Source organism: Brachyspira pilosicoli (genome assembly GCF_036997485.1).
Lineage (GTDB): Bacteria > Spirochaetota > Brachyspiria > Brachyspirales > Brachyspiraceae > Brachyspira > Brachyspira pilosicoli_C.
On record NZ_JAWLPU010000002.1, the window covers coordinates 135,405 to 156,161 of the forward strand.

The following is a 20,757-nucleotide window of genomic DNA, read 5'->3' on the forward strand; positions in this document are numbered from 1 at the left end:
CACATCTCCAGTTAATTATTAATATTTTAAAAATGCCTAATATACAGCTATTGATTATTCATATTATTAACTAATTTACCCTCTTTTACTTCTACATAAAGCAGATTATAATACCCTTTAGTAATTTTTACTTTATTGTTATACATCTTATCAGCTATATAAATCTGTACATCATATTCGCCTTCAGGCAAATCAATGGTAAAATTATCATTATTGTAAATATTATATTCTTTTCCAGCTATATTTATTCTAACACTATCATAAGTATTAACTTTATCTACAAGTACATTTAAAGTATATGTATCTACATTAGAGAAAGTTTCTATAGTATTATTGGTAATCATATCATTAGTAATAAGTTCATTTGTGATAATATCGTTAGTGTTTATCATCTCATTAGTAACTACAGTATTTGTAAATATATCATCTGTAATAATATCATTAGTTACAGTTTGATTGGTTTCTATATAGAATTTTTCAGTAAATATTTTTTCTAAAACTTCTCTTTCTTCTATAAGTCTTCTTCTATTATCGCCAGGGTCTGGCACTCTGCTTGCAGGAGGATATTCCTCAAAAGAAGGAGAAACCTGTACACCATAAGTAGGCAATACTTTATCTTCTGGTATAATAGGTACAGAATCACTAACTAAAGTATAAATATTCATACCATTTTGTGTCCATTGATAAGTATTTGGTTTCACATCTTTAGGGGCAGGTATTTTAGCTAACATTTCTGGAATACTTTTATAAGTAGCTGTAGCATAATCATATATTATAGCTACAGGATAAACTTGAGTTTCTTGAAGTGAAACTAATCTATTATAGTATGTATTGTATGTTTCTTTATCAAGATAATTTAAATATAATGCCCAATATACTGAAGTAGGATAATCAGGGTCAAATGGACTAGTATTTGCTATATAATAATTAAATATTCTAGCAGGTAATTCTTTGTCTCCAGGTATAGTAGCAAGAAGTCCTCCCAAATATAACATAGCTCTATTGTTAAAATAAAACACATTATCATTTGGTATTTCTAAAGCCTGTCTAAAATCGCTTGCAGCTCTATTGGCATCATCTATAGTACCTTTGTATCTGGCATATTTATGATATCTGCTTATACCTCTATAGAAAATAAATATACGTTTATCTACACCATAAGCATCAGAATATCCATTTTCTTCAAACCACTGTATGGCTTTTTTAGGAACTTGTCTTTGAAGTCTTTCCATATATTCTGGGAAAGTATAGTTATTTTGTGCCATTAAAGGTGATAAAATAGATATCGTTAAAATTACAGAAATTATTTTTTTCATTATCTTATTTCCTCAGTAGTTACATATATTATTACTCATTATCGTCATAAAAAACTTAAAAATAATAATATACAAAAAAATAATCTTATAATACAAATTTACATTATAATAAATATTTTTCAAGTATAAATTATAATTGCCTTAATAGTTCATATATAAATACCGAGACTAATAAATAAATTTTTATTTTGTAGGATTTATGAAAAAACAGCTATTATTTCTAATAATGTTATTATCAATTATATTATCATGTCAAAGTATAGAATATAAAGAAGAGAAAATCATTAATAAAATGCTTTTAACTAGTATCGATGAAGATAGAAGCCAAAACCCTATGTATAGAGAGTTTAGGGCTGCTTGGTTTTCTACAGTTGCCAACATTGACTGGCCTGTAATGGGCGGAAATGAAGCTAAACAAAAGGCTTTAATAATAAAATATTTAGATACACTCTATAATAATAATTTTAACGCTGTGTTTGTACAAGTTAAGCCTGATGCTGGTGTAATATTCAAATCAAAAATTAACCCTACTACAAGGTATTTTTTTGGTGTTAATCCAGAAGATGAGAGAGATGATTATCCATTCAAAACAGATATGCTTGAGTTTATAATAAATGAAGCTCATAAAAGAAACATAGAAGTTCATGCTTGGTTTAACCCATACAGAATATCATTAAAATACGATACAAATAAAAGCTATGAAGAACAATTCTCTAAAAAGAACTTTATTCACACATATGTATCAAACGGACTTAAGCCTGTTCATTGGTATGATAATAGACTATATTTAGACCCAGGTGAACCTATAAGTTCAAAATATGTAATGGATTCTATTATAGAAGTAGTTGAAAACTATGATATAGACGGAATACATTTTGATGATTATTTTTATCAAAACTCATTAAACGGCAAAACATATAGAGATTGGCCTGATAGTGTAAGCTCTTCAAAATATGCAAGCAATTTAGGTTATGACCCTAATAATACTTCTTATGATGATTATGGAGTTGATGGGTTATATGCTTGGAGAAGAAACAATATTAATAATTTAGTTAGCAGCATATATAAAGAAATAAAATCAAGAAAACCTTATGTAAAATGGACTATATCCCCTGCTGGAGTTTGGAGGAATAAACAGCCTTTAAGCGAATATAAAGGCGATATTAATGGAAGCGACAGTAAATCTTATAATCCAAACTTCGATGCTTTGCATGCTGATGTTTTACTTTGGATGCTAAATGGAGAGCAAACTACAACACTTAGTAATGCCACAGAAAAAGACGGATTAAACAAGATGTATATTGATGCTATTATTCCGCAAATTTATTGGAGTTCTTCGCATCAAACAGTACCTTTCGATAAAATGGTTGATTGGTGGATAGGTGAAGCAAGCAAATCTACAAACAAAGGAAACATCGCTGACATATATATAGGACATGCTTTATACAAAATGGGAAGAGAAGATAAATATGAACCTTGGAAAGATGTATGGGTGATGTCTAAGCAAGTTGATTATATAAGATATGTTGGCAAAGGTTATATAAAAGGCTCTTCATTTTTTACTATGCATAATATGTATTTAAATGATGTAGGCACTGGAGATTATGGATATAAGGCCATTGATAATATTAAGAAAAATAATTATATATTCAAAGCAGTAGTTCCAACAATGAACACAATGAAATATATTAATACTCCTCCGCTAAAATTAGAAAATCCAAGTCTTAAAAAATCTTTCGGGGTAAATGTAATTAGCTTCACAGACCCTAATGAATATAAACTTGATAAATACTCTCATGTTTTAAATAGCGTTTCAGTTTATTATGTAATATACAGAAAAAAAGTAAGTGATGGTAAACTTGAAATTTTAGATAAAATAAGAAGAGAAGATTTTAATACTAATTGTAAAGTGGTTTATAGAGATGAAAAAGCAGATAAAAACATTAAATATATATATTATGTTACTGCATTAGATAGAATACATAATGAAAGCGAATATCTTGTAATACAATAAATATATCAAGTACTTTTATTAACTTCCGATATTAATTTACGATAATCAAAAAATTATATACACATTTGGAGGAGAAACATATTTATGAAATTAAATAGATTTTTATTTCTAATATTAGTCTTATTTATAATTAACTCTATTTTTGCATTTGCTCAAATTAATAATATTAAAGTGTATTTAACAGATGTAAAAGCTCCATATACAATCAATATAAAAGGTCCTTACAAAGCATATAATTATAAATATGAAAGCGAAATAATATCAGGCTTAACAAATGAAACAGTAATGGTTGTAGAAAACAGATTAGGCTTAAAGGTTAATGATGTTGGAGTTTATAAAGAGGGAATAGTTTTTGAAACTAAAGATGGTTTTAGATTAAACGGCAAAGAATATTATGGTTCATTAAAGTTTATACCTTATAACAACACTATGATAGTAATTAATGAATTAGATATTGAAGATTATGTTAAAGGTGTATTGCCTCATGAAATGTCTCCTTCTTGGCCTATGGAAGCATTAAAAGCTCAGGCAGTTGCAGCTCGTACTTATGCTATATTTCATATATTAAAAAATAATAATCAAAAACCTTTCGATGTTGATAACACAACAAAATATCAAGTATACAACGGCAGAGAAAAAATTAATTGGAATACAGAACAGGCAGTAGACAGAACAAAATCTGAAATAGCTGTATATAACAATAAAGTAATAGCTACATATTTTAGTGCTTTATGCGGAGGATACACTGACAGTGCTAAAAATGTGTTTGGTGCTAATGTGCCATATTTAGAGGGAGTGGAATGTCCTTATTGTAATGCACAGATAAGACCTTGGACTAATGCTTTAAGTTATAAAGAATTAAATAATGATTTTGCTTTAGAGGCTAATGAAGGCTCTTCCATAAGCGTAAATAAAGACCCCAAATCTGGAAAGGCTGTTAATATAAAAATAGATGAAAAAGATATACCTTCAAGAGATTTCAGAAATAAATTATCTCCAGCAATAGTGCCTTCTTTGCAGTTTAATATAGAAAAAGTTGATAATGGAATAATAATTACAGGTAAAGGAAGCGGACATGGTGTTGGTATGTGTCAGTGGGGAGCATTTGGTATGGCTCAAGTAAAAAAAGACTATAAAGAAATTTTGAAATTCTACTATAAAGGCATAGAAATAGTTGATTACAATAAAGTAAATACAAAACTCGAACCAGATATATGGATTGAAAATTAATTCATTTTTTAATTGAAATATAAACGCTCTTTTATTAAAGGGCGTTTTTTATTTATAAAATTTATTTCAAACATAAATCAATAAATATTTATATTGTTTAAATTTATGTTCTTATTTTTATTCAACTTTTTCCCGCAGCAAAAAGTTGCAAAAAGTGCAAATTGAAAGAACTGAAATCATATTATATATACAAAATAATTTTTATTTCTTAAATAACTCAAACAAAAACTTTAACGCTTTTATATTTTTGCTGTAAGGCGGATATTTAGTATTAAGCTCAAAATTATAATTCTTTTTTAATACTGTAGTCTTCTTTGTAAAGCATTCAAAACTATAATAACCATGATACTCTCCTATTCCGCTTGTTGATACTCCTCCAAAAGGAGCGTTGTTATTTAATATATGGCTTATAGTGTCATTGACAGATGCACCGCCAAAAGAAATATTGTTCAAAAAATAGTCTATAAAATTGTTATCATCAGAAAAAACATACATAGCCAAAGGGTGAGAACATACTTTATCTATAATACCCATTGCCTCTTCTTTAGTGTTATAATAAATTATAGGAAAAATGCTTCCAAATATCTCATCTCTCATCACATTATTTTCTAAACTATTAGGCTCTAATAATGTAATTGCAAGAGATAATGCTTCATCATCATATTCACCGCCGTATAATATTTTTCCGTCATTTAAATAACTTTTTAATCTTTCATAATGACTTTTATTAATAATTCTGTTTAATTTTCTCTCATCTTCAAATAATTTTATTTCTGTATTAAATGCTTCTAAAAACTTATCTTTAATATTTTTGTTTACTAATAGATAATCAGGCGACACACAAGTTTGCCCAGAATTAATAAACTTTCCCCATATTATTCTCTTTAGAGCTTTATTAATATTTTTTATATTATCATCAACTATAACAGGAGATTTTCCTCCAAGCTCTAATGTAAGAGAAGTTAAAAAATTAGAAGCATTATTCATTATAATTTTTCCAACCCTCGGAGAGCCTGTAAAAAATATTTTATCGTATTCTATTTTTGTAGTCTCTTCTGCAGGAAAAGATTTATCTACAACAGTAATATACTCTTCATTAAAAGTTTCTTTTACAGAAGAATATATTGCATCATAAACATTAGTTGTTAATTGAGAAGGAAGTATTATAGAAGTATTTCCTCCTGCAATAGAGCCTATTAGAGGAAGAAAAGTTAATTGCAAAGGATAATTCCAAGGAGATATTATAAGTGATACTCCATAAGGCTTATTCATTATAATTGTTTTAGAATCTATTGTGAGAAAATTTCTTTTTACTTTTTTATTTTTCATCCAAGTTTTTAATTTTTTTATAAAAAGATTTATCTCATCAATTATAATAAATAATTCAGTGCCAATAGCCTCAAACTCAAGCTTATTCATATCTTTATTGAGTGCATTAATAAAATTAGCCTCATTTTTTATAATCATAGCCTTTAGTTTTTTTAGCTGCTCTATTCTAAAATAATATTCTAATGTAGCACCACTTTTAAAAAACTCTCTTTGCTTATTTCTTAACTCTTCTATATACATAAAAAATAATATTCCTTAAAAATATTTTTTTAATTTTAAATATTTGCAGGGATTTGCCCCCTACGAAGCGTGCCCGTAGGGTAGCACCCCAGTTCTTTTGCCGATAGGCACCTACTCGGTACGACCGAAGGAAATGCCTGCGACCGTAGGAAGTACCTTTAGGTATGGTATTGGTATAAAAGAACTGCATTTTTATTATAAATTTTATAATTTAATTGTACATTAAAAGGCACTCCCCCCGCACGACTAAGAAATTATAATTAAAGCATAACATTACCGTGCGGCAAGGTGGTACAGCTCGTACGCGGGAAAAAGAACAAGAAAAAACAATAATCTTCGTATATATCAAGCAAGCGATAAAGCCACTTCCATCATATTAGTAAAAGTTTTCTCTCTCTGTTCTGCTGTTGTAGCTTCACCTGTAACTAAAGAATCTGATATAGTTACCATACAAAGAGCATTCACTCCTGCATAAGCAGCATTCATATATAAAGCAGCAGCTTCCATCTCTACAGCTAATACTCCCATTTTTGCCCATTTAGGTGTAGCATTGTTAGCTCCATAAAATACATCAGATGAAACAATATTACCTACATGATAATTTATTTTCATCTCATCAGCCTTATTAACAGCCTTTCTAAGCAAATCATAACTAGCGATAGGAGCATAAGTGCCCGGAAGTTCATACTGTGAAGCATAATTAGAATCAGTACAAGCCCCCATTCCTATAACCAAATCTCCAATATGAAGCTTATCAACTAAAGCACCTGCTGTACCAATTCGTATTAAATTCTTACAATCATAAAAATGTATAAGCTCATAAGAATAAATACTGCAAGAAGGCATTCCCATACCAGTACCCTGAACAGAAACTCTTTTACCCTTATATGTTCCAGTAAAACCAAACATATTTCTTACACTATTATACTGCTTTACATTTTCTAAAAAATTCTCTGCTATAAACTTAGCTCTAAGAGGGTCTCCAGGAAGAAGAATAGTTTCTGCAATGTCGCCTTTGTTTGCTGATATATGCGGTGTAGCCATAATATATAAACTCCTTTTTTATTAATATAGTTTTTCTAATAATTATTTTATATAATTTTTTGCTAAATGCTTTAAACTTTTCAAATAAAAAATATAAAAATCACATTAAATATCCATTACTCTCTTCAAGCACTTTAGCATATTTTTTAACACCAGTATTAACATTCATAAACTCTTTAGTGTATCCTGCTTTTCTTAAATTATTTAAATCTGCCTGAGTGTATTTTTGATATTTGCCTTTAAGAGCATCTGGGAAAGGCGTATATTCAATTTCAGAAGAAGTATACATCTCTTTTAGAGCCTTAGCAATTTCTACAAAACTTTCAGCTTTTCCTGTCCCACAATTAAATATACCAGAAATATTTTCATTTTCAAAAAAGAAATTATTAACACTTACAACATCATCAATATGTATAAAATCTCTTAAGAAATTTTCACTTCCTTCAAATATTTTCATTTTCTCACCAGCCTTAATCTGATTAAATAAATGAAAAGCAACTGAAGCCATTCTTCCCTTATGATTTTCTTGCGGGCCATATACATTAAAATATCTTAATCCCACAACTTGACTATTAATCTTTTTATTTCTAAATAAAATATTTACATATCTATCAAATTGATACTTAGAAAAAGCATAAACATTAAGCGGATACTCATTTTTTTCATCTTCAATAAATCCATTTTCTCCATTTCCGTAAACAGAAGCACTTGAAGCATAAAAGAATCTTACTCTATTTTCTAAACAAGCATGCAAAATATTTCTGCTATACTCATAATTATTTTTCATCATATATTTTCCATCAGTTTCCATTGTATCAGAGCAAGCACCTTCATGAAATATAGCTTCCACGTTATTATTTTCAATAAAAGAATAAACATCAAATTCTTCTTTATCTATATAATCTCCAAAATTAAGTCTATTTAAATTTTTATGTTTTGAAGCATTTTTTAAATTATCCACTATTAATATATCACTTATGCCTAAATTATTTAATCCTCTAACTATATTAGAACCAATAAAACCAGCACCACCAGTTACTATAATCATATATATAAATCTCCTTTTAATAATTTTTTTATTTACTTTCTTTTAGTATTTTCCATGATACTAATAATATCATTAACAATAGCAGTAACTGCTCTGGAAGTATAATTCTTCCTAATATTTTCTCTCATAACATTAAGTCTATCTTGATTATTTAGGTTTTTTATAATAATATCTCCCAACTGCTTAGAATCAAGATCAGCTTCATTCATTAAATAAGCCATATCTTTGTTAACCAATTCCAAAGCATTATAATATTGATGATTATCAGTAGCATAAGGGAAAGGAACCAAAAGTGAAGGTACATTAACTGCCAATATCTCACTAATAGAACTACTTCCAGCCCTGGATACTACAAAATCAGCAGCATGCAGTAAAGTAGCCATATCTCTATAATAACTATGAACTGTTACATTTGTAATTTTTTTATCATTAACTTTTGCTATGATTTCAGAACCCCATTTAGGACCAGCAAGCCATACTATATGCAAATTATTTACATTTTCTTTCACATTTTTTATGCAATCTAAAAATATATTATTTAATTTTAATGCTCCCTGAGAGCCTCCCATTACAACAAGCAATTTATCGTTATCTTTTAGCTTCATAATGATTCTAGAAGATTTTCTATTTACAATAAAAAAATCATCTCTCACAGGGTTTCCCATTACCTTGCCTTTTGGCATATATTGCAAAGTTTTAGAAAATGTAAGATAAGAAGCTATTGCATCTTTATAAAATATCTTATTAACTTTACCAGGTATAGAGTTTTGCTCACATAAAAATATAGGTATATGCTTTAATTTAGCCATATATAGCATTGGCATAGAAACAAATCCTCCCATTCCTATAATACACTGAGGTTTATGTTTATTAATGATGTTATTTGACTTTATCATTGAAGGTATAAACTTAAGTAAGAAAGCTATATTTTTTAATATATTTCCCGGAGAGTTTATCTCTAAATAATTATAGTCATAATGCGGAGGTATTAAGTTATAATCTCTTTCCGCTACCACAAGCCTCGGATTATGCCCTGTTTTTTTAAAATAGTCGTATATAGAAATGGCAGGCGTTATATGACCAGCTGTGCCACCACCACATAAAATTATATTCATTCTTCTCTCCTTTGAGTTATTTTTAATAAAATAGCAAACATAATCATATTAATAACTAGAGCATTTCTGCCATAGCTTATAAATGGCAAAGGCATGCCGGTTGTAGGAAGCATTAAAGTTGCTACCATCATATTTAAATATGCTTGTCCGCTAATAAATATATTTATACCAAAAGATATATTTTTTAGAAATATATCTTTTATACTAGACGAAATTATAAATCCTCTAATAGTAAAAGAAAAAAAGAGTAACAATAAAATAATATTTCCTATAAATCCATGTCTCTGAGCAATAGATGCAAAAATAAAATCAGTTAATGCAGCAGGTAGATGGGTACTAGCTTCTCTAATCTCTTCGTCAGGTATTCCAGAAATTCCGCCATAATTAAATGCTAATTTAGCCCTATTAATTTGATACATTTCTTCCTGTGATTGAGTATGAGGTGTTAAATAAGAAATTACTCTCGCTTTCATGTATGGCGTATTTAATATAAATAATATAAAGATAAAGCCGAGCAAAATACCTGCAGAAATTAAATATCTTAATGGTATACCGCCATAAAAAAACATAGAAAAACCGACTAAAGCAAATAATAATGCTGTACCAGAATCAGGTTCAAGCATTATAAGCAAACATATAATCACTAATACAATTAATGGAGGAAGTAAACCATTATGAACATGTTTAAGTTTATCTCCTTTATTAGTTAATACACTAGATAAATATAGAACTAATGTTATCTTAGCTATTTCTGAAGGCTGAATTGTAAAAATCCCAAAAATAGATAACCATCTTTTAGCATAACTTCCCTCTACAGATATACCAAATATTAAAACTGCTATAAGCAATAATAAAGTACCTATTAATATTGCCGGCATAAATCTATCTATTAGATTAAAAAAATCTGGAACTACTAATATTATAAAATTAACTGCTAACATTATTAGCAACAATTTAAGATGATTATAAAAATAAGGTTCATTGGGTTCATGAATAGTTTGTGCTCCATATATTGCAACTAACCCAGCAGCAAGTAATGCTATATATATGATAAGCAAATATTTATCAGGTAATAATTTCCTTTTTAACATAAAAAACCACACTCTATAAAATTTTATAAACTAAAGAAGCCTTTGCTTCTACAAAAGTACTGCTATTGTAATATGGTAATTTTACATGCAAACCAGAAGATGCTAATATATCAAGTGATAGCCTGTTTTGCAAAAATTTAAAGCTAATAAAACCAACTATAGCTAATTTATGCGTTAGTATATTTGAATTGGCAAGATAAGTTAAAGCATAAGAAGCACCTATATAAAATGGAGATATATTAGCAAGTATAAAAAAATCATTCATGATTTCAAATTCACTTTTTTTGTGAAGTATAGCAGTTCTTGAATCATAATAATAATTTTTATCTCCAGCAAAAACATAATTAAAGCTAGTACTGTTAATAAAAACAACATATGGAAGCTTATATAAAAAATATGGTGTTATACCAGCAATTATACCTATAGCATCTGTTTTTGACATTCCAAATAAAGATGCATAAGAATAATCTATATTATTATTGTCGAATCCAGCATAACCGAAATTCATAATATTATATATATAATTAAAATAAGCATTAACTCTTATACCAAAAAAAGATAATGGTCTAATATCTGCAAATAACCCAATCATATCTGATGATAATGAAAAGTTATTTTCTATACCCAAATCAAGTTTTGTATTTTGGTATATTTTATTTGTTCTATCATAATTATAAATAGAAGTTCTGTAATATAATTTAGTTTCTGCATTAAATTTTATGAAATTATAACCACCTGCAAAACTCTGTTCAAAATAAAGCTGATGTTTATTATTTGTGTTTATGACAACATCATCCATGCCTATATTGAAAAGCGTATTTATATCTGCATATATAATACTAATATATAATAAAAAAATTATTGGGACAAATTTTAATTTCATTTTAGCTTAATCATATAATATAAATTTATAAACATAATATATAATAACTTTATAAATTAAAAAAATCAATAGAATCAAAATTATTTTAAAAGTTATTTTTAATAGAATTAGTTAAAAAGAAGCAACTACTACTAATAATAAAATAGGCATTGAGTAATTTCCCAATGCCTATTTAAAGAATTATATTACTGTGCCACTCTTAACAATAGTGTTTTTAGGTATGATTACTATACCATCTCTAATACAATAAAACTCACTGTCTTGATGTTGAATTTTCTTTTTATTAGTAATAACAACCTCATTTCCTATTCTAACATTTTTATCTATAATAACATTTTTAAGCGTACATTTTTTTCCTATGCCAACTTTAGGTAAATGCTTAACATTTAGTCTCTCTATGTCATCACTAGTTTCGTAGAAGTCGCTACCCATCATAATAACTTTTTCTAAAGTAGAACCGCTTTGTATAACAGAGCGAAGTCCTATTACTGATTCTTTAATAGTAGCATTTTCTATTCGGCATCCATCTGCAATAATACTTGAAGTAATAGTAGCTTTTTCAACTTTTGAAGGAGACAAATAACGAACATGTGTATATATTGGAGCATCTTCATCATAAAAATCGAAAGGAGGGTTTTTACTTCCAAAAGATATATTGGCATCAAAATAAGCCTTAATCGTACCGACATCTTCCCAATAACCTTGGAAAGCATAACTAAATACTTTATATTTTTTTATAGCTTCAGGAATAATATCTTTACCAAAATCTATCATTGTAACATCACTAAGAAGTTCTTTTAACACATTTCTTCTGAAAACATATATACCCATAGAAGCCAAATATTCTTTTTTAGGGTCTTCTATTTCAAACATCTTTTTTTGTTCATCACTCAATTTTAAAGAATCTAAAACATCATCTTCTTTAGGTTTTTCTTGGAAATTAGTAATCTGCCCTCTCTTATTAACAAGCATTACACCAAATCCTTTAGCATCTTCACGCACTACAGGTACGGTTCCAACTACTATATCTGCTCCAGTTTCAAGCATATGTCTTACCATTACATTATAATCCATACGATAAACCTGGTCTCCAGAAAGTATTAAAACATTATTAACATAATCATTATCAAAATGGGCAAGATTTTTTCTTACAGCATCAGCAGTGCCTTGATACCAATCTATATTAGTATCAGTTTGTTCTGCTGCCAATATACTAACATGACCGCCGGAGAAGTTATCAAATCTATAAGCATTGTAAATGTGATTATTTAGAGAAGCACTATTGAACTGAGTAATAACATATATATTTCTAAGACCGCTGTTTATACAGTTAGAAACTGGTATGTCAATCATTCTGTAATGTCCGCCTAATGATACTGCCGGCTTAGAACGGTCTTTAACAAGAGGATAGAGTCTTGTTCCTCTTCCTCCTCCTAAAATTAAAGCTACTGTATTGTATGATCTCATAAAAAAACTCCAAATATTTTTACACTTAATTTATATAAATAAGTATAGTAAAAAAAAATGAAGTTTTCAAGAAATTAACATATTATTATGCTGTGGTGCTATAACATAAAATATTTTTTAAACTAGCAGATCCATCATTGAAAGTAACTGTAATTTGTAAAGCAGTATTTGAAAGAAATTGCAAATAACCACCCATTACTCCTGTTTGAAAATTATAATTCGGATCTTCACCTCTCATTTCATTACCTGTAACAATGTTTTCTTTACCATCTGTTACAATTACCCCTTTATCATTTGAATAATATAATTTAAATCCACCATCATTTGTAAGTTCAACTGTAATATAAGAATCACTAGAAACAGCTTTAGTACTAACAAACTTTCCAGTACGTTTTTGATCTATAGGAGTAGTGGCTGCCTTACAAGATAAAATAACAAACATTATTGATAATATCATTAAAAATATTTTTTTCATAATAATAATTACTCTCCATGCATTTTCTATATTATCGGAATCATATAGTTAGAATTTTATTAGTTATTTGTTCTATCACAAATTACATTCTCAAGATTAAAAATACCTTGACCTTTCATTGTAACTTCTACTTGGCTGTCAGAACGAAAAACTAATTTACAACTATAATCACTATTATATAAATTATAAACATTACCATCGCCTATAAAATTAATATATTCAATACGCTCGTATCCTGGAACCCCAGACATATCTGTGTCTCCCTCACCTCCAAAATATATAATAGCTCCTCCGCTTTTTACATTTACGTATAAATATTTATCATATCCAGTTCCAAAAATTGGTTCCCTGCTTCTGAATGTTCCCATATACCTATCAGAAATACCAACATAAGCTATATCATAACATGATATGATACAAATAATGATAATAAAAAATAATATTATTCTCTTCATCTCTATACTTAATAATCCAATAAATAATATAATATATATTTCGTCAAATAATTTTTATTAATAATATAATAAAAAATATGTATTAAATCAAGATTAATAAAATAATTGACTTTTTTTATAATTATTATACTATCATCTATAATATAACATATTTTGGGAAAATAGTATATGAAAAAAATTATAATAATTTTATCTATTTCTTTTTTATTTTTAGCATGTTCAAATAAAGGATATAAAAATCTTAATATAGAAAAAGCAATTAAATTAGTAAATAGCTCAACAAATCTTATTATTTTAGATGTTAGAACAAGAGAAGAATATTTAGCGGGGAACATTCCAAACTCCATTAACATTGATGTATTAAGCCAAGACTTCAAATCAAAAATAGATATGTTAGATAAAAACAAAGAATATTTAGTATATTGCAGAAGCGGAAATAGGTCTGCCATTGCATCCAGCATAATGTCTACAAATGGATTTATTAATATTTATAATTTGCAAAATATAGCATATCAAGACTTTGCTAATGCAATGCTAACAAATAATAAATAATAAAAAAATAATATTTTTGCATAATTTTTCTTTTTGCTATATAATAAAAAAATGAAAAAAACATTTCTTATTATTGATGCTTTTGGTATACTTTACAGATATCATTTTATTTTTTTGAAACGACCTCTAATAAACTCTAAAGGTCAAAATGTATCTTCAATTAATGGCTTTTTAAGAACATACTTTTCTTTAATTAATACCTACCCTGCTGATTACACCGCAATAGCATTAGACAGTTCAAGACAAACTTTTAGAAGTGAAATATACAAAGCCTATAAAGAAAATAGAGAAAGCATGCCCGATGATTTAAGAAGTCAAATACCTATACTATACAATCTTATAGATGCACTTGGAATTACAAGGATAGTTCTTGATAATTATGAGGCTGATGATATTGTAGGATGCATTGCTCAAAACAATAAAAAAGAAAATATTAAAACAATAATATATTCTCCAGATAAAGATATTCTTCAGCTTGTTGATGACAATACAAAAGTAATAGCAAGTAATAAGGATAATGAATTAATAGAATATGATATAAATATGGTTAAAGAAAAAAGAGGAGTATACCCTAATCAAATTATAGATTTACTTTCATTAATGGGAGATGCTTCTGATAATATACCGGGTGTTAAAGGAATTGGAGAGAAAACAGCTTTAAAACTTCTTGAAGAATATGATACATTAGATAACATCTATAAAAATATTGATTCTATAAAAGGAAAGATACAAGAAAAACTTATTGCAGATAAAGATAATGCCTATATGAGTTATGAGCTTGCTACAATTAAAAGAGAGATAGAAGAATTAAATATAGATTATAAAGAAATTGCAAAAAATAAAATTAATATAAATGAAGTTAATAGAATATTAGATGATTTAGAATTAAAACAAATAAGAGATAAGATTAATTATTATATATACGGAAACAGTAAGAAAAAAGAAGAAAAGGTGCAAATATCTCAACTATCTCAACAGGCCAAACAAGAAACTGATGCAGAAGATAACACAGAAAAGACTACAATAGTATCTAACGCTAAAGACAACAATGCTAAATACTATTTAATAGAAAATGAAACAGAATTACAAAATCTTTTAAACGATATAAATGCTAAAAAACTCGTATGTATAGACTTTGAAACTACAGGATTAGACACTTTAACAGATGAAATAATAGGAATATCATTTGCTATAAAATCAAAAGAAGCTTTTTATTTGGACTTAAGCGGAAGAACAAATATAGATAAAGAAGCTTGCAAAAAATTAGTATTTGACACTTTAGCAAAAGAAGACATAAAAATAATAGGTCATAATTTAAAATATGAATACAAGATGATGCGTGCCATTGATAAGAAAATGGGAAACATGTATTTTGACACTATGGTAGCTGCCTACTTGATTAACCCAAGCAGAGGCAGATACAACATGGACGACCTTGCTTTAAGTTATTTATCATACAACACCATAAAATACAGCGATATTACAGATAATGCTAAAAAGACTTTACTTGATGTTGAATTAAAAGAAGTTGTTGAATATGCTTGTGAGGATGCTGATATTACATTTAGATTTTATGAATATTTTGCTCCGCTTTTAAATACATATAATCTTGAGGATTTATTTTTTAATGTGGAGATGCCTCTTATCAGTGTGCTTGCGGATATGGAGTTTGATGGGGTTTATATAAGCACAGAAAAAATGAAATCTCTATCAGAAGAATATGCTTCGCTTTTAGAAAAGACAAAAGAGAAAATATACCAACAAGCAGGAGAAGAGTTTAACTTACAATCTCCAAAACAGCTTGAATATATTTTATTTGAAAAGTTAAAAATTAACTCTACTAAAAAGACAAAAACAGGTGCTTATTCAACAGATGAAGAAGTACTTAGAGAACTTGCACAAAGAGAAAAAATTGCTGAGTATATGCTTACATACAGAAAATACTCAAAATTAAAAAACACATATCTTGATGTATTTCCTACATTGGTACATAAGAAAACTAATAGAATACATGCTTCTTTTAATCAAACTGTAACTGCAACAGGACGTTTGTCTTCATCAGACCCTAATTTGCAAAATATACCTGCAAGAGGTGATGAAGGTAAAGATATTAGAAACACCTTTATAGCAGAAAAAGGAAATGTATTAATAGCAGCCGACTACTCTCAGATAGAATTAAGACTATTAGCACATTTCAGTAATGACCCTGTGTTAGTTGAAGCCTTCAAAAACAATGATGATATACATAGAAAAACTGCAATGAAAATATATTCTGTAAGCAAAGAACATGTAACTCCTTCAATGAGAAATACTGCAAAAATAATTAACTTCTCTATCATCTACGGTAAAACAGCATTTGGGCTTTCAAAAGAATTAAACATATCAAGAAAAGAAGCTGATGATTTTATTAAAGGATATTTTTCAACATATTCTCAAGTAAAACCATTTTGCGAAAAAGTTATAGAAGATGTAAAAGCCAAAGGTTATGTACGTACTATGCTTGGAAGGATTAGAGATTTATCTAAAACTATAAACTCATCAAATGCGGTTGTAAGAAATGAAGCTGAAAGAATGGCATTAAACACTCTCATTCAAGGAAGTGCTGCGGATATGATAAAAGTTGCTATGATTGCTATACATAAAGAGTTTAAAAATCATTTTAAAACTGCTAAAATTGTTATGCAGGTGCATGATGAATTGGTTGTTGAAGTTTCTGAAAAAGAGTCTGATAAGGCTATGACTATAATGAAAGAGATAATGGAGCATTCTGTTAAAACTAATGTTCCTATTACAGTTGATATACATAAGGGATTAAGTTGGGGAGACATTCATTAACTTATGAAGATTGCTTTTTTTGATTTAGATAAAACTATTATAAAAAAAGATTCTATTGTTCCTTTTATGTTTTTCTATTTAAAAAAAAATCCAAAAAGTTTTATTTATTATATTAGATTAATTCCATATTTTATTTTATTTATTTTCAGGATTATAGACAACTCAAGAATTAAATACGAAATAGCTCATATTTTTACGAATATTCCTATAGAGTTTGGAGACAAAATTGGAGAGGAGTTTGCAAACACAGTTGTGCCTAATTTATATTATAATGATGCTATCAAAGAGATAAACAAATTAAAAGAAGAAGGCTATCACCTTATAATGGTTACAGCAAGTTTTGAAATATATGCAAAGTTTATAGGAAAAAACTTAGGCTTTGATAGAGTTATGGGTACAGAGTTATGGATTTTTAGAGATAAATATACTGGTTTTATGTATGGAAAAAATTGCTACAATGAAGCTAAAAGACATAGACTTTTTACTGAAGGTATTTTTAAAAAAGATGTATCTCAAAATATTGTATACAGCGATTCTATTAGCGACCTACCCTTCTTTGCTTTTGCAAGTAAAAAAATATGCGTTAATCCTGATAAAAAATTAAGAGAATATGCTCTAAACAATAAAGAAGAGAATTTTTCTATAGTGGAATGGAAATAAAAATGGAGTGTTTCAATGGACAATATAGAAAATGAAATAAAAGAAATAATTAAACAAACAAATGAAAATATTTTAACTACAATAAATACATTCATAGAAAAAAACAATTTAGATTATGCCAAAAAAATTGCATTACAATTAATAAATAAAGAACCTAACTATAAAGAAGGTTATTTAGTATTATCTGATATATTTTATGAGGAAGAAGATTATAAAAGTGTTATACATATTTTAGATAAAGCATTAGAACATCTTCCAAAAGACAAAGATATATTAGAAAGCAAAATAGAGGCATTAATTAGCACATACAAATATGAAGAAGCAAAAGAAACAATAGAAGAGATAATATCTTTAGGAGATGTTAATGCCAGTGTATATGGACAATATGGGGTTTTACTTTCAATAGAGATGAAATATAAAGAAGCTATTGAGAAATTTAAAACTGCTATATCTTTAGACAAAGAAGATGTATTATCTATGATTAATATGTCTATAGTTTATGTTGCTATATATGAGTATGATAATGCTATAGAAATATTAGAAAAAGCTTTTAATATTAGCAAAGATTCTAATATTCAAGAGAAAATTGATAATATAAAAAAACAAAAAGAAAACTCAATATTTAATTTTTCAAAGTTTACCGTGATTAATGCTAAGCCAGACAAGTTTAATTTGGTTGTGCCAGAAAATTTTAATGCTTGCATAGAAAATAATGTATTAAAAATTGAAAACGATGAAAAAACTATTTCTATACTATTAAGCTATGATAATTCTAAATATGATGAAAAAGAGATATCTCAAATATTAAATAATTTTAAAGCAGAAAATAAAAACCTCTACTCTATAATATCCCCTATTTCTGTTGTAGAAAGAAAAGAGCATAATGATATATTTGGCTCTATAATTTTTAATTGTAAAACTAATAATAATAATTTATTTAATGCTATGGCAATAGTAGTTAAAGAAGAAGAGTCAATAGTACTTACTATTATTTCAACACTCGCTACAAGCAATAATTTGATATTTTTAGCTAAAGAAATAATTAATAGCTTATATATAAAATGATTAAAGAGATAAACAAAATAATAAAAACTCTAAATAACATACCAGAGCCATTTTCTGTAGATGGTATAATAAAAACATTTGAAAAAAGCAGCAAAAAAATAATAAAAAACTTTGCACTATATTTTTATAAAGATAATAATTCAAATCTATGGTATACAACTTCAAAAAACATAAAAGAAAATAATAAATATAAATTAAAAGCAAGAAATTATGAGTTTGGATATTTAATAATAGAAAGCAGCATTGAAAAGGAATATTTAGAAATATTAGTAAATCATTTATCTATAATACTTTATAGTGAGAAATTATCATTTTTGGCAAATAGAGATAAACTTACTAATTTATATAACAGAGGATATTTATTAAAATATTTAGAAAACAAAAAAGATGAAACATATTCTATAATTATAATAGATTTAGATAAGTTTAAGCATTATAATGATAGTTATGGTCATAATGTAGGGGACCATGTATTAAAAATAGCTTCAAAGGTAATGAGAGAAAGCCTAAAAAATATTAAATACGATTCACTTCTTGCAAGATACGGAGGCGAAGAGTTTATTATAGTTATTGACACAAAAACTAAAAAAGAGCTTTTTAATGTAATGGAAACTATAAGAAAGAAAATATATGAAACAGATTTTTCAACCGATGATTATTCTCTAAAAGCAACTGCTTCCTTTGGAGGAGCAATTAAAACAGATGATGATGCTATTAATAGTTTAATAGAAAAAGCAGATAAAGCATTGTATGAAGCAAAAGAAACAGGAAGGAACAAAAGTATTATTTCTAATAGTTAAACTTCAATCTTTTATCTTCTTTATATTTTTTTCTTGAAGGATTACCTTCTGCTATGTATATTTTTTTATTTTTTATGGAATATATGCTTGACCATACAGTATCTATTTCATTATCATACTGACATAAAAATCCATATTTTCCAGATAATAGTTTTTTAGAAAAATCTAAATTATATTCATAGTTTATAAAGGCATTTTTTAAGGTGCTATATCTTTTATGAGAATGGACATCATCTTTTAATTTAGTATTATACTCCATCATTGTTTTACTTAAAAAATGATTAGTTGTAAATACATAATCATTTTTTATTATATATCTTTTATTGCAGTTACATTCAACTAAAGCTATATTAGAGTTTTTATCTGCCAATATTATATTTTGTGCAGATGATATAGGAACTTTTTTTAAAAAATTTAAAGCATCATCAATATCTCTACACTTCTCTAAAATATAACGTATAAGCATGCCAGCATTAAAGCCATAATTTATACTTACAGGATATACAAAAGTTAAAGCACAAGCAAGTCCATTTTCATTAATACCGTCCTCTATTTCAATAAAAGCTGTAGTATTGCCTATAAATGAATATGAATTATTTAAATTATAATATACACTATCACAGTATTTTTTTATACTTTTTAAAAAATCACTGTTCTTAGCTAATATAATATCATTATCAGTTTTGAAGGCAAACGAAGAGCATTTATTTTCAAAGGTAAAAGCGTATATTGTAAATAATAAGTCTGCTATTTTACTATAATTATTACATTTTAATCCATCAGCCATCCCCTTTATCTCTTCTATTATCTCTGGAAAAAACTCTTTATATATTGGAATACATTTCTCTGAAAAGTTTTTACGTTCTTTTGATATTTTTATTTTATTTATAGGGTTTATATTATGTTGAAAAAGTATGCTTCCATATTTAAAACCTGCTTCATAATGGCTTCCTTTAAATCTTGAATGATACATATACTGCACTCCAAAAATCAAATTTTACTGAAGCCTAACATAATAAAAATTTAAAGTAAATATGAATAAAAATTTTTTGTTTTTATTGTTAGGAATAAGATAAATATGAAGATATAATGCAGTATAATAGTGTTTATAATTATGATTTTATTTTTAATAATCGCT

At 27.2% G+C, this 20,757-nt stretch carries 18 protein-coding genes; 7 read left to right on the forward strand and 11 right to left on the reverse strand.

What is annotated here, in order from left to right:
- Positions 1-47: 47 nt before the first annotated feature.
- Complete coding sequence (locus R4I97_RS05980) at positions 48-1,316, reverse strand: protein kinase (RefSeq protein WP_335784177.1); 1,269 nt, start codon at positions 1,314-1,316, stop codon at positions 48-50.
- A gap of 199 nt (positions 1,317-1,515) precedes the next feature.
- Here R4I97_RS05980 and R4I97_RS05985 point away from each other — a divergent pair, with 199 nt between their 5' ends.
- Complete coding sequence (locus R4I97_RS05985) at positions 1,516-3,330, forward strand: glycoside hydrolase family 10 protein (protein WP_335784178.1); 1,815 nt, start codon at positions 1,516-1,518, stop codon at positions 3,328-3,330.
- A 129-nt stretch (positions 3,331-3,459) separates the two neighbouring features.
- Entirely contained in the window at positions 3,460-4,560 is a 1,101-nt protein-coding gene (locus tag R4I97_RS05990; RefSeq protein WP_335784538.1) for a SpoIID/LytB domain-containing protein, read from the forward strand.
- A gap of 201 nt (positions 4,561-4,761) precedes the next feature.
- Here the strand turns inward: R4I97_RS05990 and R4I97_RS05995 are convergent, their stop codons facing one another.
- The 9 genes from R4I97_RS05995 to R4I97_RS06035 form a co-directional block, all read right to left on the reverse strand.
- On the reverse strand, positions 4,762-6,129 hold the full coding sequence (locus R4I97_RS05995) for an aldehyde dehydrogenase family protein (RefSeq protein WP_335784179.1): 1,368 nt from the start codon (positions 6,127-6,129) through the stop codon (positions 4,762-4,764).
- A gap of 345 nt (positions 6,130-6,474) precedes the next feature.
- The gene (gene deoD, locus R4I97_RS06000; RefSeq protein WP_295295330.1) at positions 6,475-7,173 is read right to left on the reverse strand and encodes a purine-nucleoside phosphorylase; all 699 of its coding nucleotides are present in this window, start codon (positions 7,171-7,173) and stop codon (positions 6,475-6,477) included.
- A 100-nt stretch (positions 7,174-7,273) separates the two neighbouring features.
- Positions 7,274-8,221, reverse strand: a complete 948-nt coding sequence (rfaD, locus tag R4I97_RS06005; RefSeq protein WP_335784180.1) for an ADP-glyceromanno-heptose 6-epimerase — start codon at positions 8,219-8,221, stop codon at positions 7,274-7,276.
- Positions 8,222-8,253: 32 nt separating this feature from the next.
- Positions 8,254-9,336: a UDP-N-acetylglucosamine--N-acetylmuramyl-(pentapeptide) pyrophosphoryl-undecaprenol N-acetylglucosamine transferase gene (locus R4I97_RS06010; protein WP_335784181.1), complete on the reverse strand. Its 1,083-nt coding sequence runs from the start codon at positions 9,334-9,336 to the stop codon at positions 8,254-8,256.
- On the reverse strand, positions 9,333-10,427 hold the full coding sequence (locus R4I97_RS06015) for an FtsW/RodA/SpoVE family cell cycle protein (RefSeq protein WP_335784182.1): 1,095 nt from the start codon (positions 10,425-10,427) through the stop codon (positions 9,333-9,335). Before R4I97_RS06015 ends, R4I97_RS06010 begins: the two co-directional genes overlap by 4 nt.
- Before the next feature lie 13 nt (positions 10,428-10,440).
- Complete coding sequence (locus R4I97_RS06020; RefSeq protein WP_335784183.1) at positions 10,441-11,226, reverse strand: toxin A; 786 nt, start codon at positions 11,224-11,226, stop codon at positions 10,441-10,443.
- A gap of 264 nt (positions 11,227-11,490) precedes the next feature.
- Complete coding sequence (locus R4I97_RS06025; RefSeq protein WP_335784184.1) at positions 11,491-12,777, reverse strand: glucose-1-phosphate adenylyltransferase; 1,287 nt, start codon at positions 12,775-12,777, stop codon at positions 11,491-11,493.
- 85 nt (positions 12,778-12,862) lie between these two features.
- Positions 12,863-13,234, reverse strand: a complete 372-nt coding sequence (locus R4I97_RS06030; RefSeq protein ID WP_335784185.1) for a hypothetical protein — start codon at positions 13,232-13,234, stop codon at positions 12,863-12,865.
- A gap of 77 nt (positions 13,235-13,311) precedes the next feature.
- Positions 13,312-13,707, reverse strand: a complete 396-nt coding sequence (locus tag R4I97_RS06035; protein ID WP_335784186.1) for a hypothetical protein — start codon at positions 13,705-13,707, stop codon at positions 13,312-13,314.
- Between the two features lie 168 nt (positions 13,708-13,875).
- Between R4I97_RS06035 and R4I97_RS06040 the strand changes: the two genes are divergently transcribed.
- Genes R4I97_RS06040 through R4I97_RS06060 form a run of 5 tightly spaced genes read left to right on the forward strand, consistent with a single transcriptional unit; the run spans position 13,876 to position 19,619 of the window.
- Positions 13,876-14,259: a rhodanese-like domain-containing protein gene (locus tag R4I97_RS06040; protein ID WP_335784187.1), complete on the forward strand. Its 384-nt coding sequence runs from the start codon at positions 13,876-13,878 to the stop codon at positions 14,257-14,259.
- 51 nt (positions 14,260-14,310) lie between these two features.
- Positions 14,311-17,094, forward strand: a complete 2,784-nt coding sequence (gene polA / locus R4I97_RS06045; protein WP_335784188.1) for a DNA polymerase I — start codon at positions 14,311-14,313, stop codon at positions 17,092-17,094.
- A 3-nt stretch (positions 17,095-17,097) separates the two neighbouring features.
- Positions 17,098-17,754: an HAD-IB family hydrolase gene (locus R4I97_RS06050; RefSeq protein ID WP_335784189.1), complete on the forward strand. Its 657-nt coding sequence runs from the start codon at positions 17,098-17,100 to the stop codon at positions 17,752-17,754.
- A 15-nt stretch (positions 17,755-17,769) separates the two neighbouring features.
- On the forward strand, positions 17,770-18,819 hold the full coding sequence (locus tag R4I97_RS06055; RefSeq protein ID WP_335784190.1) for a tetratricopeptide repeat protein: 1,050 nt from the start codon (positions 17,770-17,772) through the stop codon (positions 18,817-18,819).
- Complete coding sequence (locus tag R4I97_RS06060) at positions 18,816-19,619, forward strand: GGDEF domain-containing protein (protein ID WP_335784191.1); 804 nt, start codon at positions 18,816-18,818, stop codon at positions 19,617-19,619. Before R4I97_RS06055 ends, R4I97_RS06060 begins: the two co-directional genes overlap by 4 nt.
- On the opposite strand, the gene R4I97_RS06065 is transcribed toward R4I97_RS06060, so the two are convergent.
- Positions 19,609-20,592 carry a C45 family autoproteolytic acyltransferase/hydolase gene (locus R4I97_RS06065; RefSeq protein ID WP_335784192.1) on the reverse strand — a complete coding sequence of 328 codons (984 nt, stop codon included), beginning with the start codon at positions 20,590-20,592 and terminating at the stop codon, positions 19,609-19,611. The two genes, R4I97_RS06060 and R4I97_RS06065, sit on opposite strands and share 11 nt — an antisense overlap.
- Between the last annotated feature and the right edge of the window lie 165 nt (positions 20,593-20,757).